13 protein-coding genes are annotated in these 14,274 nt (G+C 56.8%); 7 read left to right on the top strand and 6 right to left on the bottom strand.

Annotated features, from left to right (window positions below; translation table 11 throughout):
* Nucleotides 1-80 precede the first annotated feature (80 nt).
* The 3 genes from ACA041_RS11740 to ACA041_RS11730 are packed head-to-tail and all read left to right on the top strand — an operon-like array spanning nt 81 to nt 2,895.
* Entirely contained in the window at nt 81-1,094 is a 1,014-nt protein-coding gene (locus ACA041_RS11740; protein ID WP_497441241.1) for an ABC transporter substrate-binding protein, read from the top strand.
* 8 nt (nt 1,095-1,102) lie between these two features.
* Nucleotides 1,103-2,107, top strand: a complete 1,005-nt coding sequence (locus tag ACA041_RS11735; RefSeq protein WP_497442056.1) for a FecCD family ABC transporter permease — start codon at nt 1,103-1,105, stop codon at nt 2,105-2,107.
* On the top strand, nt 2,104-2,895 hold the full coding sequence (locus ACA041_RS11730) for an ABC transporter ATP-binding protein (protein WP_497441240.1): 792 nt from the start codon (nt 2,104-2,106) through the stop codon (nt 2,893-2,895). The genes ACA041_RS11735 and ACA041_RS11730 overlap by 4 nt, the downstream gene beginning before the upstream one ends.
* Before the next feature lie 53 nt (nt 2,896-2,948).
* On the opposite strand, the gene ACA041_RS11725 is transcribed toward ACA041_RS11730, so the two are convergent.
* Nucleotides 2,949-3,845 carry a LysR substrate-binding domain-containing protein gene (locus ACA041_RS11725; protein WP_497441239.1) on the bottom strand — a complete coding sequence of 299 codons (897 nt, stop codon included), beginning with the start codon at nt 3,843-3,845 and terminating at the stop codon, nt 2,949-2,951.
* Between the two features lie 126 nt (nt 3,846-3,971).
* Between ACA041_RS11725 and ACA041_RS11720 the strand changes: the two genes are divergently transcribed.
* Entirely contained in the window at nt 3,972-4,898 is a 927-nt protein-coding gene (locus ACA041_RS11720) for an NAD(P)-dependent oxidoreductase (RefSeq protein WP_497441238.1), read from the top strand.
* A 107-nt stretch (nt 4,899-5,005) separates the two neighbouring features.
* Complete coding sequence (locus ACA041_RS11715; RefSeq protein ID WP_497441237.1) at nt 5,006-5,920, top strand: glycine betaine ABC transporter substrate-binding protein; 915 nt, start codon at nt 5,006-5,008, stop codon at nt 5,918-5,920.
* A 238-nt stretch (nt 5,921-6,158) separates the two neighbouring features.
* On the opposite strand, the gene ACA041_RS11710 is transcribed toward ACA041_RS11715, so the two are convergent.
* The 3 genes from ACA041_RS11710 to ACA041_RS11700 form a co-directional block, all read right to left on the bottom strand.
* Nucleotides 6,159-6,821 (bottom strand): hypothetical protein, encoded by a 663-nt coding sequence (locus ACA041_RS11710; RefSeq protein WP_497441236.1) that lies wholly within the window; start codon nt 6,819-6,821, stop codon nt 6,159-6,161.
* A gap of 152 nt (nt 6,822-6,973) precedes the next feature.
* Nucleotides 6,974-7,942 carry a glycine betaine ABC transporter substrate-binding protein gene (locus ACA041_RS11705; RefSeq protein ID WP_497441235.1) on the bottom strand — a complete coding sequence of 323 codons (969 nt, stop codon included), beginning with the start codon at nt 7,940-7,942 and terminating at the stop codon, nt 6,974-6,976.
* A 150-nt stretch (nt 7,943-8,092) separates the two neighbouring features.
* Nucleotides 8,093-8,932: a HalD/BesD family halogenase gene (locus ACA041_RS11700; protein WP_497441234.1), complete on the bottom strand. Its 840-nt coding sequence runs from the start codon at nt 8,930-8,932 to the stop codon at nt 8,093-8,095.
* 132 nt (nt 8,933-9,064) lie between these two features.
* Here ACA041_RS11700 and ACA041_RS11695 point away from each other — a divergent pair, with 132 nt between their 5' ends.
* Complete coding sequence (locus tag ACA041_RS11695; RefSeq protein WP_497441233.1) at nt 9,065-9,937, top strand: LysR family transcriptional regulator; 873 nt, start codon at nt 9,065-9,067, stop codon at nt 9,935-9,937.
* A gap of 95 nt (nt 9,938-10,032) precedes the next feature.
* Here the strand turns inward: ACA041_RS11695 and ACA041_RS11690 are convergent, their stop codons facing one another.
* Nucleotides 10,033-11,811 carry an acyl-CoA dehydrogenase C-terminal domain-containing protein gene (locus ACA041_RS11690; RefSeq protein ID WP_497441232.1) on the bottom strand — a complete coding sequence of 593 codons (1,779 nt, stop codon included), beginning with the start codon at nt 11,809-11,811 and terminating at the stop codon, nt 10,033-10,035.
* 255 nt (nt 11,812-12,066) lie between these two features.
* Between ACA041_RS11690 and ACA041_RS11685 the strand changes: the two genes are divergently transcribed.
* Entirely contained in the window at nt 12,067-13,368 is a 1,302-nt protein-coding gene (locus tag ACA041_RS11685) for an MFS transporter (protein WP_497441231.1), read from the top strand.
* Between the two features lie 67 nt (nt 13,369-13,435).
* Here the strand turns inward: ACA041_RS11685 and ACA041_RS11680 are convergent, their stop codons facing one another.
* Complete coding sequence (locus tag ACA041_RS11680; protein ID WP_497441230.1) at nt 13,436-14,230, bottom strand: enoyl-CoA hydratase/isomerase family protein; 795 nt, start codon at nt 14,228-14,230, stop codon at nt 13,436-13,438.
* Nucleotides 14,231-14,274 lie beyond the last annotated feature (44 nt).

Genomic DNA, 14,274 nt, shown 5'->3' with positions numbered 1-14,274 from the left:
CCATTGCTTTAACGGCAGCGTTCGATGATGTGTTTCCAGTCCGTGCCCCTGCTCCGAGTACGGTCAACTGGAGATCGCGCATGCTGCTGTCACGCCTCGTCACCCTCGTCACCGCCCTGGGTCTGTCCACCCTCGCCCATGCGACCCCGACCCACTATCCCCTGACTGTCGAGAACTGCGGCAGCACGCTGACCTTCGAGCAGGCACCGAGCCGAGCCGTGACCATCGGCCAGGCCGGCACCGAAATGCTCTACGCCATGGGGCTGGGCAACACGCTGGTCGGCACGTCACTGTGGTTCAACGATGTGCTGGCCAGGTACAAGACGGAGAACGAGCGGATCCAGCGCCTGGCCGATAACGAGCCGAGTTTCGAGGTGGTGATCGGCAAACGACCGCAGCTGGTGGCGGTGGAACTGGAGTGGATGGTCGGCCCGCAAGGCGTGGTCGGTACCCGCGAGCAGTTTCACGAGCTGAAGATCCCCACCTACCTGATGCCCTCCGACTGCGAAGCCAAGGACAATCTGGTCGGCGCCGACGGCACCCGGCTGGAGGCGTTTCGCATCGACAGTATTTACAAAAGCATCAGCCAGTTGGCGGCGATCTTCGATGTGCAGGACCGTGGCCAGCAGTTGAACGACGAGCTCAAGGCCAGCCTGGCCAAGTCGATCGACCTGGTGCAGAACAAGAACCTGAAGCACACCAGCGCGCTGTTCTGGTTCTCCAGCGCCACTCTGGATATCGACCCTTACGTCGCCGGGCACAAGGGCGTTCCCGACTTCATGCTCAACACCCTGGGCGTGCGCAACGTGGTGCAATCGGACGAAGAATGGCCGACCGTGGGCTGGGAAACCATCGCCAAGGCCAACCCGACTTTCCTCGTCATCGCGCGCATGGATCGGCGGCGCTTCCCTGCCGACGATCATCTGAAGAAGCTGGAATTCCTGCGCAGCGACCCGGTGACCCGTAACATGGACGCGGTGAAAAACAACCGCATCATCATCCTCGACGCCATGGCCATGCAGGCCAGCACCCGCATGTTCGACGGCCTTGAAACCCTGGCAACGGCCATCAACGGCTACGACCTGCCGCAATGACCGGGACGCTGATTCGCACGTTGCTGGCCGCGGTGACCCTGCTGCTGGCCGTCATTGCCGGTGTGGCCATTGGTGAAACGGCCATCGATCCGGGCGTGGTGTTCCAGGTGCTGGCCAACAAACTGTGGGCTGCCGGTCATGTCCTCGACCCGATCGACGAAGGCATCGTCTGGAATTACCGCCTGACCCGCGCCCTGGTGGCGGCGGCCTGCGGTGCGGGCCTGGCCACTTGCGGGGTGATCCTGCAATCACTGTTGCGCAACCCGCTGGCCGATCCCTACCTGCTCGGCATCTCTGCCGGCGCCTCGACCGGCGCGGTGCTGGTGGCGTTGCTGGGGCTGGGGGCGGGTCTGATTTCGCTGTCGGTCGGAGCCTTTGCCGGGGCTGTTGCCGCCTTCGCCGTGGTGGTGTTGCTGGCCCGTGCCAGCGGCTCGCCCGGTGGCACCTCGCAGATCATTCTCGCGGGGATTGCCGGGTCGCAGCTGTTCAATGCGCTCACGGCGTTCCTGATCACCAAGTCGGCCAGTTCCGAACAGGCCCGGGGCATCATGTTCTGGTTGCTGGGCAATCTCAGCGGGGTGCGCTGGCCGTCGGTGTGGCTGGCCGTCCCCGTGGCCGTGGCCGGTCTTGCCGTTTGCCTGTGGCATCGACGGGCACTGGACGCCTTCACCTTTGGCGCCGACTCGGCCGCCTCGCTCGGCATCCCGGTACGCCGCGTACAGTTTCTGTTGATCAGCTGCGCCGCCCTGGTGACCGCGGTGATGGTATCGATCGTCGGCTCCATCGGTTTCGTCGGGCTGGTGATTCCCCACGCCGTGCGGCTGTTGCTGGGCACCGGGCATGCGCGCCTGCTGCCGGCCAGTGCGCTGGGGGGTGCGGTGTTTCTGATCGCCGCCGATGTGCTCTCGCGGACACTGATCAAAGGCCAGGTGATCCCGGTCGGGGTCATCACTGCCTTGGTCGGTGCTCCGGTGTTCGCGTTGATCCTGATCGGCAGGAGGAATGCCCGATGACTGTTCTCACACCTGTAATCGGCGAATCCGTGCTCAGCTGTTCCGGCCTCGGGTTCCGGGTCCGCGACGCTGAATTGCTGCACGATATCCACCTGGACATCCGACGGGGAGAAACCCTGGGCATCGTCGGGCCCAACGGTTCGGGAAAATCCACGCTGCTCAAACTGCTGGCCGGCGTGCGTGTCCCGAGCCGGGGTGACATCCACCTCAACGGCCAGCACCTCAAGGCGCTGTCGCGGCGAACCATCGCGCAAACCCTGGCGGTGGTGGAGCAACAGGCCGACACGCTGGATGCCATCAACGTGTTCGATGCCGTGGCCCTGGGCCGAACGCCGTGGCTGTCGGCCTTGAGCCCGTGGTCGAACGAGGACGCTGCCATCGTCCGGCAGGCGCTGTGCGACGTTGATGCGATGCACCTGAAAAACCGCACCTGGCACAGCCTGTCCGGCGGTGAACGCCAGCGTGTGCACATCGCTCGCGCCCTGGCCCAACGCCCGCAGCTCCTGTTGCTGGACGAACCGACCAATCACCTGGACATCCAGCATCAGCTCGCCATTCTGAAAGTGGTACAGGCCCTGCCGGTGACGACAGTGATCGCCCTGCATGACCTGAACCAGGCGCTGAGCTGTGATCGTCTGGCGGTACTGGAACGGGGGCGGCTGGTGGCCCTTGGCAAACCGCTGGAGGTGCTGACCCCACAACGCTTGCAGGATACGTTTGGCGTGCACGCGCATTACCTGATCGATCCTTTCGACGGTGCGCAGGTTCTGCGATTTCGTTGCGTTTGACCTTGTCGCCGATGTTAGGCCATCGAGGCTGACGCATGGAAAGTCAGTGTTTACTAAGCGCGTGTAAGATAGCTGCTTTGTCGAAAAGCTGAGTTGAAATCTGCCTGGACGCTTTCAATCAACTGTTCCTCTAACAGCGTTGAGGCTGTTGGTAACTTGCTCGGTGCTCGATGCAAAACGATCTCGATCTCGGGCAATTGAGGAAAATTGTCCTCGACCCCAAAGATCCGCCACTCAGCCGGCACCATGCTCTGGGCCATTACAGTCACTGCTAAACCTCCGTTTACAGCGATTGTTCCCCCGGCAAAGCTCCGACTGGAATAAGCGATTCGCCAAGGCCGTCCTTGGGCGTTAAGCGCTGCTATGGCATGCTCACGGAATACACATCCTTCGGGGAAAAACGCGAGCGGAACCGGTTCCATGTTCTGAGCCATATGTTGGCGCGAGCCTACCCAGACCAACCGTTCTTTGCGCAAAATCTTTCCGCAGCTTCGATTTGGCTGGCGCGTGATCAGCACCACGTCAAGCTCTCCTGCCTCCAGCAGGTCGAGCAGCTCACCACTCAACGCTCCGGTTACTTCAAGCTGCACTCGCGGGTAAGCATGTGCAAAGCGCGTCAACACAGAAGGTAAAAAAAACTGAGCGTAATCATCAGGCACCCCTAATCTGAGGTGCCCCTCGGTGAATGGCTTTCCAACGGCCGCAAAGGCACTTTCATTCAGATGGATCATACGACGCGCATAACCGAGAAGTATCTCGCCGTCTTCCGTCAACCTTATTTGACGAATATCCCGATGAATCAACTGTTTACCCATCTGCTCTTCAAGCTTTCGCAACTGCATGCTGACTGCCGATTGAGTACGGCATAGAACATGGGCAGCACGCGTGAAGCCTCCACTGTCGACAATGGCTAGAAAAGCCTGGAGCAAGTTCAAATCAAGGATTTTCAATCGCTTACCCCGCATCATCACGTTTCATGATCGATAGCATAATAATATTTCATTTGTTTATAGCCAACAAGCATTTTATGTTGCTCCCAGGTACCAATCGCCCCATCAATAAAAACGAGATACATTATGAAAATTGGATTTGTTGGTTTAGGAACAATGGGACTGCCCGCGGCTCGGAACATTCAGGCTTCAGGTTTTGACTTGGTTGTATACGACCTGCGGAAGGAAGTGGCAGAGTCTTTGTTAGCCAAGGGTGCTGTTTGGGCTGATAGCCCTCGAGAAGTGATTGAGAATGTAGATGTCGTAGTTAGCATGGTCTTCGGCCCCGTGCAAATTGATCAAGTTGTACGTGGCGCCAGCGGTTTTTTTGAAGCTGATATTACTGGTAAATACTGGATCGACCTGACCACCAGCAGTCCGTTTATGATGCGTACGCTAGCCGACGAGTTCGTTGCGCGGGGTGGTTTTCCTATTGACGCACCCGTTACCGGGTCAGTTGATTCTTCCATACGCGGTGACATGATTTTGTTCGTGGGTGGGCAGGATGCTCATATCGAAAAAACGCGTCCTGTCCTTGAAGCAATGGGTGTCATTCGAAAAGTTGGCCGCTACGGCAATGGTTACGTCGCCAAGCTGGTTAACAATCAACTTTGGAAAATCCACGCTGCCGCTATAGGCGAAGCTATGGTGGCCGCCAAGGTTGCAGGTTTGGAGCCAGAAGTGTGGTGGGAAGCCATGAAGGGAGGGGCCGCCGATAGTTTCGTAATGCAACACGATGTACCGTCAATATTTGCCGGCCACTACGATCCATCCTTCCCGCTTGCGCTGTGCCTGAAAGACCTTGGCCTGATAGAAGAACTGTTAAATGAAACCGGAACACGCTGCGAACTGACCCGTGCAACTCATGCGCGCTTCGAAGAAGCGAAGCAGCGTTATGGAGAGCGTTCCGGAGAAATGAGTGTCTGCCGACTCATTGAAGATGATGCAAAGATAGCGTTGCGAGTTGCAGGCGACTGGATAGCACCATGGGAAGTCCTCCCCGTACACGCATAAGTAGCCGCTTAATGAGGATCTTCTCTGAATTCAGTAATTCCAAGAGTTTTCGCTGGCGTAAATTGATCTTCCAACCACCAAAAAGCTAAAATAACAGGATGATTAAAATGAAGCTTGATTTTATGTATATATTCAGGTGTGCGACGTTGGCGGTTGTACCCTTAATGTCATTAGGCGTTCAAGCGACGGAGTCTGAATCCAGGGGAGATCAAACCTTGCGATTGAGTTTTATTTCAGAGCCGGACTCTGAAATCGTTACAAATATGGCCAAGAAAATTCTAGAACAACAACTCGATTATAAAGTAAAGCTTTCGTTGCTAGCACTCGGCGTGCAATACCAAAGCATCTCAACTAAAAAGCTCGACGCCATGCTCATGGCTTGGTTACCTAATACCCAAGCTGCTTATTGGGACAAGTACAAAAATAGTGTTGATGACTTAGGGATAATCTATGGCGGGAAACTTGGATGGGTGGTGCCAGACTATGTGCCGATTAACGAGGTAAGAACCATCGCCGATTTGCAAAATCCCGAAATCGCAAAGAAATTTAAAGGAACAATACAAGGCATAGACCCTGGTGCAGGGCTGATGCGGAAGTCCCAGGACACGATAAAAAACTACAACCTGGTCGATTACAAACTTTCCGCCAGCAGTGCAACTGCAATGACGATCGCGATGGATCGAGCTATTCTTAAGAAAGACTGGATCGTTGCAACAGCCTGGACCCCTCATTGGATGTTCGGAAAATGGAATCTACGCTACTTGGAAGATCCAAAGGGCTCTTTAGGTGGTGATGAAGGCATACATGTACTTTCTCGCAAGGGGTTCGGCGAAGATTTTCCTCGAGCAGCGAATTTCCTTAAAAACTACAAAATCCCCCTTGCCGACTTGCAGGGAATTATGGCCGAGGCTCACGAGACTTCAAACACCGATGGGGCGATCACTCATTATCTTGACTCACACCCAGAGAAAATTACTGAGTGGACCGAAAGTGCAAAAAAACTTCCACTCTACAACAATTAACGCCAGCCTTGCTGTGTCAAATAGCCAAAGTACACCTCCTGCAGTGGGCGAATGAAACCGGACACCCTTCAGGTAAAAATGCTCACCGGATAGAAGTGCCTGATGACCAGGCAACGTCGTTCCCTTTGCGCTGAATTCAAACGCGAGGCCCCAGGCCTCGTGCTTGATCCAGGCTACAGCCAGGCCAAGACCTCACCCATACCAGTCGCTGTGGGTAAACACGGTAAGTGCGGCCTGCTCATCCACCGAGCGCGATGATCGCAGTAATGAGAACAGCGCCGGTGACTGCCAATGCTATTGCGCCTTGCCACGGTTTTGCGCCTGCGTACCGCGCCAGCACCCAACCGGCGAGGAACAGCACGCCGAGTCCGACCAGATTGGACACGCGTACGGCAAGCGCCGTCTGGTCGAGCAACAGAAACGGCACGACAAGTGGGAATGTCGATAACACCACCAACAGGAAAACGCCGATTGCCCCCTTGAAATCATCCCAGCCGAGGCGCGGCTGTACCGGCATCGCTGAATACTCGAGCAGGCGGCGACGCAACGATTCCAGTTCTTCAGGGCCAGCCGCTGCTGCGATTCGCGGTGGCAACGCATCAGCAATGAGCGCTTGCCCGGTGGCCGCGTCGGCCGCCTCGCATAGACTTGCGCGTAACGTGCGGTTGCGTGTGCGTTCGATCAGGGTTCGCAGTAAATACATCGCAGCGTCCGCGAGTCCCCAGGCGAGGTTGCAACCCAGCGCAGCGATCATCATCGTACGTTCCGCCTCCTGGCCAGCCGTCGCCACACTGATCGTTCCAGTGAAGGTCATTGCCATGAGCAAGCCGAAGATGACCTCCGTGACACGCTCGACCGGATCAAGTACACGTGCCCGCTTTGGTTCGCCAGTGCTTTGCATGCGGTCATCCTCGCCACGGCTGCGTCAGTGTGATGCCCTTTGCGCAAGGGCTCACAGGCCAGAGCACCGGTCAACTTCCAGAGGGCGGTTTCAACCCACATCAGTGTAGTTTGAAAAGACCTTTTCGCTCCTCTGACGCACCCTCCTGCAGGCTAGAGCGTTGCGTCGATCTTTTTCGCGACCGCTTCACTGACCCAGGCGTGCCACACCTGCGGGTGCTCCTTGAGGAATATTCGCGCCAGTTCGGGTGACTCGATACGTTCCCTGGTCATCCTCGCCAGGTTCTGATTCAACAAATCGATCGGGATGTTGACCTTCTCCAGTACCGCAACCAGTTCGGGTGCCTGCTCATGAAAAGCTTTGGAGATTCCGACTTTAGTGATGACGTTTTTGTCGACTCCCGACTTCTCTTCCAGTCTTATCGCATCGATCTGTCCCATTAGCGGCGTCGGTGACCAGTAATAGAAAAGCACAGGCTCACCGCGCTTATAGCTGGAGAGTACGGCCGCATCCAATGCAGCGCCGGTACCCGGGCGGAAGTTGGTGTAGGTGTCTTCAAGACCGTACTCTTTCAACATCTGGGTATTGTCCTGTTCACAAATCCAGCCCGCCGGACAGTTATAGAAGCGTCCTTTGGAAGGCTCCTCCGAGTCTCGAAAGACTTCTGGATATTTGCTCAGGTCGGCAACCGTTTTGAGGTCCGGCGCTCGAGCTGGCCTGTTACGTTTTGCGTCCCCTTCAACGACATAACGTGGCACGTACCAACCCTGAACCGCACCGATGATCGGTGAACCAATCGCAACAACCTTCCCCGCTGCTGCGGCTTTTTTCCATACCTCGCTACGCTCCATCCACTCTTCGCCAAATACCTGGATGTCGTTGCTGGCCAGTGCGGTCTCAAGAATGATGGTATTGCCCACCAATTGATCGGTCTGACAGCCGTAGCCCTCCTTGAGCACGATCATCATGATGTCGGTAAGGAGCATCCCGCTCTCCCAATTCAAACCGGCAAATCTCACCGGTTTACCTGAGTCACACCACCCTGAAGCCTGACTTGAAGCACTACCGACGAGGAAGCCAAGGGTCAGCAATGAGGCCAGCAAATTCTTCCTGTATTTCATGATCAGACGCTCCGAATCATTATTGGGGCAGGGAGCTCTTGCTCGCCACAAACGAGGCAAGCGAGTGCCATCAAATCTAACGTGGGCAGTTGCCTGGACATACACGTGAAGCGATGGAGTGAGTGAATGATTTTATTGTTGAGGGGGCACTTAAACTAACGGGTCTACGCTGGTACGCCCGTAAAACAACTGTCGGGCATAGGCACTGAACTCGACATTGGGCTGATCCACATAAGCGAATACAGCGTTGAGCCTTAACCTGTCACCCACCACCGGCGTGACTCGATGCAACGAATAGCGGCCGCGAAACAAGGTCAGTGTTCCCGGCACTTGAGGCAGAACCTCGATCCGTTGGGTGTCGGGGTTATCCAGGAATTGCCTGACCGCGTCATAACAGTCGTCGTCCTCATTGCGCAGCATGCGTACATATTCAAAATCCCCGCCAGCGCTTGCGGCCTGGAGTGACAGCGTGACGCTGAAGTCGGAGCGATCGAAGTGCCAGCCCAATTGCTGTCCCTGCGTAAAGCCCTGCAAGTTGAGCGCGGCTAACGGGTCTGCGTGGCGATAGAGCGTGTCCAACCCCAAGACATCTTTGATGAAAGTCAGCACTTCGTCCGATTCATAGATCTGCCTGATCAAGTTATCAGCAGGAATATCCGCGTAGGCGACGGTATCTTTTTCGGTTTTCATCAACCGCCGCAACGGATGTTCCGGATCAACGCCTGGCTCTTGAGGTTTGAAATAAACCGTGTGGTTTTCCCGGAAATGGAACATGCGCGGGTGTAGTTCAAGCGTTTGCTCCGCCATCGTTGCCACCGTTGCATTGCGGACAAAACCCGGGAAGATCGCGACGCCCTCCTGCCCCAGCAATGATTGACTATGAGCGACCAGCGCCCGGTAAGCGGGGTTGGTCCGATCGGTAATGGGATAACGCTCGAGGTCGACGATATCACCCAGGGTTACGGCGGGTGTGAGAGGCAGCATAGGCATGATTATTGGTCTCCGTTGGCTCTTGCTGGAACCAGATTGCATCGGAGGCAAAAACAAGTCACGCTCATATTTTTACGCTATTTTGTGAATTATTTTCAGGTCGCGCCTATGAGACTCACTCTGGATCACCTCGTGATGCTGCAAACCCTGTCGGAAGTCGATTCGGTGACTGCTGTGGCTGAGCGCCTATGGCTGACGCCTTCAGCAGTCAGTCATCGCATGCGGGAGGCGGAACGTCGGCTTGGCGTGAGCCTGACAGAGCGCTCAGGGGGAAAGTTGCGACTCAGCCCTGCGGGTGTGCGCCTGGAACGTGCAGCAAGAGACATCATCGCGATTCTCAACGAAGCGGAGGCTGAAGCCAGATCCATGGCCGGCGGGGTCACCGCCTTTGTACGTATGGGTGTCACCTCCTACGGACCATTTCGCTGGATACCGAAATTCATCAAGCATTACTCAAGTCTTCGTCCAGACATCGAAATAACCTTGGTGACTGTACCCCGTAATGACGTTTATGCCAGCCTGATGCAAGGAAGGCTTGATGTGTCGATTATTGATGACGGTATGGTGCCTAGCGGCGTCGCCAAGTTGCCGCTTTTCCGGGACGACCTGATTGCGATCATGGCAACCGATCACCCACTGGCGGCGAGGAATAACATCTATGCCGAAGACTTCAAAACCTACAACCTGGTGACGTATTCGACGGACCGCGCCAGTGGCTGGGAATATGACCGCTTCTTCGCACCCGCGAGTATTTTGCCGCGTCGAATGATCACAGTGGAGTTGATCGAAGCCATCGTCGAGTTAGTCCGTTCAGGATACGGAATCAGCATCTTGCAACGCGACCTGGTGACGCCCAGCCTTGAGCGCGGGGAGCTTGCATGGGCAGCCCTCAATGACGGCCTGGATATCGCCTGGAACGCCATTATTCGCCCCTCCGAGCCCGAAGGCAGTGAAGTCAATCAAATGGTCAACGAGCTTGCTGGTTGGATTAAACAGGGAACCTAGAGCGAATGTCCTCCCACTGGAGTCGACTTGTTAACCAATGGGAAGACGTACCCGCATGGGCTTGAGTTGCTCGGTCTCGCGGTATGGATCATTGATCAGAATTGATCGGCATCCAGCAGGTACAGGCTTTCGCTACCGGCCTTGACCGAAGCGGTCAACGAGTAGATCCGCGGTAACAGGCGTGCGAAGAAAAAGCGCGCAGTACCCAGCTTGGTCTTGTAAAAGACGTCTTGGTCCTGCCTGGCCAGCGCGGTACGCGCCATCAGGGCCCACATGTAGGCGTAAGCGGTATAGCCGAACACATGCAGGTATTCGACCGAAGCCGCACCGACTTCATTCGGGTCGTCCTTGGCACGCTCCAACAAATCGACCGTCATCTGCTCCAGGTTGGCCATGGCGGCTTTCAGCGGCTCGGCGAACTCTGCCAGTGAAGCGTCGGCAGAGTCAGTGAAGGCCTTGATCTCTTTGGCGAAGTGCTTATAGAACGCCCCGCCGCTCCCGATCACTTTACGGCCCAAAAGGTCGAGCGCCTGGATGCCATTGGTGCCTTCGTAGATCTGGGTGATGCGGCAGTCCCGGATCAATTGCTCCTGGCCCCACTCACGGATGAAGCCATGACCGCCGAAGATCTGCTGTCCATGCACCGTGGTTTCCAGTGCCATATCGGTGAGGAAGGCCTTGGCGACTGGCGTCAGCAGGTCGACCAGTTCTTGCGCACGTTTGCGGGTGGCAGCGTCTTCACCGAATTTGGCCGTATCCAGTTGCATGGCTACATAGCTGGAGAAGGCGCGACCGCCTTCGTTCAGCGCTTTCATGGTCAGCAGCATGCGCCGCACGTCCGGGTGCACGATGATCGGGTCGGCGGCCTTGTCTTGATCGGTGGGACCGGTCGGCGCGCGGCTCTGGATACGGTCGCGGGCGTACTCGACGGCGTTCTGGTAGGAGCGCTCACCCAGGGACAGGCCCTGGATACCGACGCCCAGACGTTCGTAGTTCATCATCGTGAACATGGCGCCAAGGCCCTTGTTCGGCGCATCGATGATCCAGCCGGTGGCGCCGTCGAAGTTCATGACACAGGTGGCCGAGGCCTTGATGCCCATCTTGTGCTCGATCGAACCGCAGGACAGGCTGTTGCGTTCGCCCAGCGAGCCGTCGGTGTTGACCATTATCTTGGGCACCAAAAACAGCGAAATGCCTTTCGGACCCGCCGGAGCGTCCGGCAGTCTGGCCAGCACCAGGTGGATGATGTTTTCCGTGAGGTCCTGCTCGCCGCCGGTGATGAAAATCTTGGTGCCGCTGATCTTGTAGCTGCCGTCGGCCCGAGGCTCGGCTTTGGTGCGGATGATGCCCAGGTCGGTACCGGCATGCGGTTCGGTCAGGCACATGGAGCCGGTCCAGACTCCGGCATACAGGTTCGGCAGGTAGGTATCTTTCAGTTCTTCACTGGCGTGAGCATTGATCGAGAGGCAGGCGCCGGCGGTCAGCATCGGGTACAGGCTGAACGACAGATTGGCCGAGTTGACCATTTCGTCGACCTGGGCGGAAATCACCTTGGGCATGCCCATGCCACCGAACTGTGGATCACCACCGACACTGGTCCAACCGCCTTCGGCGAAGAGCCGATAAGCCTCGGGGAAACCGGCCGGGGTCTTTACCGCTCCGTCGGTCCAGGCGCAGCCTTCTTCGTCGCCGCTGCGGTTCAGCGGGGCCACAGTACCCGCGATGACTTTACCGGCTTCTTCGAGGACAGCGCTGGCGGTGTCTTCGTCCACCACTTCGGCCAGGCCGGGCAGTTGGGCCCACAGTTTTGAGATTTCGAATACTTCATTGAGAACGAAGCGCATATCGCGCAGGGGAGCTTTGTAGTCAGTCATTATGGATCGCTCGGAGGGTGTTTGGGCATCGCCCGATTTCGGAATTTGTTATTGGTAATACATGCCTGCCCAGCCGGCACAGTCCTGTGTTGTCGCTTGCCGCACTCCGCTAGAACGAAAGAATTTAATCACAGTCAGGCCCTCTATTGTCAACAGTAGGATTGTCGACAATACTACATTATGCTAAAACGCACCTCTACCCCAGGCCGTACTACATTGCTATCAGCCCACGTCACCATAATAAAGGCTAAAGTCATGACCCCCTCTTCCCCTGCCATTGTCGTCCCTATGCCCCAGTTTTCGCGCGTCTATGCATGGTCCGTGTTCGCGCTTACCTTTGGCTTGATGCTGTCCGATTATCTATCGCGCCAAGTCATCGGTGCCGTATTCCCTGCCCTAAAGGCCGAATGGGGACTGTCAGACTCACAACTTGGGCTGCTGGTGAGCATCGTTTCGATCGTCGTCGGCCTGCTCACAGTGCCGGTCTCGTTGATCGCCGACCGCTGGGGACGGGTCAAGAGCATCACGCTGATGGCCTTCATCTGGTGCCTGGCAACCATCGTCTGCGGCCTGGCTCAAAGTTATGGCCAACTGGTGTCAGCGCGAGCATTAGTGGGGGTCGGCGAAGCAGCATATGGTGCCGTTGGAGGGGCACTGCTCGCGCATGTGTTTCCTGTCAGGCAACGCGCTGCGGTATTAGGTGCTTTCATGTCGGCGACCCTGTTCGGCTCGGTGCTGGGCATCGTCATCGGCGGTGCCGTCGTCGCCCAATCTGGCTGGCGCATGGCTTTCTTCGTCGTAGGGGCGCCGGGCCTCTTATTGGCCGTGATCTATCCCTTTGTCGTACGCGATTACAAAACAGTTGCCTTGACCGATGAGGGCCAGAGCAACACTGCGCCGACCCGATTGGGCTTCAAGCAAATTGTTCGCGAAGTGTTTGCCGCACGCTCAGGTAATTTCACGTTCATCGCGAGCGGACTGCAAATGGCGATCCCGGTTATCCTCATTGTCTGGCTGCCAACCTACCTAGGCCGCTACTACGACATGGACGTGAAGAAAGCCGCGATGCTGGCCGCAGTAGCGGTCCTGGCTTCAGGTCTGGGAATGTTCTTCGGCGGCAACCTCGCTGATCGGCTGAGCGCTCGCCGCCCACGGCTTCGGGCATTGGTACCGGCCGCCTATTCGGTACTGTCCGCGCTAACCTTGATCATCGCTTTTTCCCTGCCGCCTGGATCATTGGGGTTAGGCCTGATTTTCATCGGCGCATTGTTCGCCGCCGCGCATGGAGGCTGCTCCGCGGCCATCGTGTGTGACGTCACGCATCCAGGTGTTCGCGCAACGGTGACGGCGACGATCAGTCTGGGGAACAATTTGATCGGCCAAGCACCAGGCCCCTTCATAGTCGGCATGCTGTCGGACTTTCTCGGCCTGAAACTCGCGTTGGCGCTGGCACCAGCGTTGGCGCTGGCCGCGGCAGTCTTCTTCGTTCTTGCCTCGCGCAGCTACGAGGCAGACGCAGCACGCAATCGAGCAAGATGTGGGGCGCAAGCTGCCTGATTGGCAGCAGACAGCTCCATGGCACATGGATCTGGCTTAAGAGCCTCAGTGCGTTAGACAGACGTCCCTATTCTCCCGGGACATCTGTTGCCCGCTTATCCGCCCATGCCCGAATGACGTCCTTTGCCACCGCAGTGCCGTCCATAGGCTCGCGCAAGGTGCGAGATAGCTCCATGGCCGATTGCAGGTCCAGATCACCGCTTTGGAGAATCAGCTGTTTAGCCGCACTGACCCCCTCAGGATGGTTGGCCGCAATCTGACGCGCGAGAGATAACGTCTCATCCAGTAAACCCGAATGAGGCACCACCACCTCAACAAAGCCTAATGTGAAAGCCTCGTCGGCCGAGAACTTGCGTCCCGTCAGGACAACAAGATTTGCTCGGCCACGGCCGATCTGCTTTGACAAACGTACCGGGCCGCCGGCACCTGGAAACGCACCTACCCTGCTGACCTCAGGCAATGCAAAAGTAGCCAGGTCCGAGGCCACACGGATATCGCAGGCCAATGCAATTTCAAAACTACCGGCAATCACGGGGCCATTGATCATCGCAATAACAGGCGCTCGAAGAGCCTCTATCATCTCGATGAAACGCAAAGCCGTATCACGCGACTTCTGTGTCTGTTCGGGGGTGAGGCTGGCCCGTTCCTTCAGATCTGCGCCAGCCCCAAAAGCCTCACCTTCACCCGTGACAATGAGCACTCGTAGATCCTGTTTGTCCTTGAGGCTGATCAGACAGGCTTCGAGCTCATCAGCCATTTGCGTGTTGATTGCATTGCGTTGCCCGGGACGATCCATCGTCAGGACACTGATGTATGGATCTATCTCGGTGAGTTTGATCGTCGTCCAACTTCTATTGTTCATGCAAAGACCTTCCTGCGCGGAGTAGAGACAGTGAAAAATTTCGG

It is taken from the genome of Pseudomonas sp. LBUM1676, assembly GCF_059695605.1.
The sequence above is the reverse complement of the archived record's forward strand: the minus strand, read 5'-3'. Positions and strand labels throughout refer to the sequence as shown.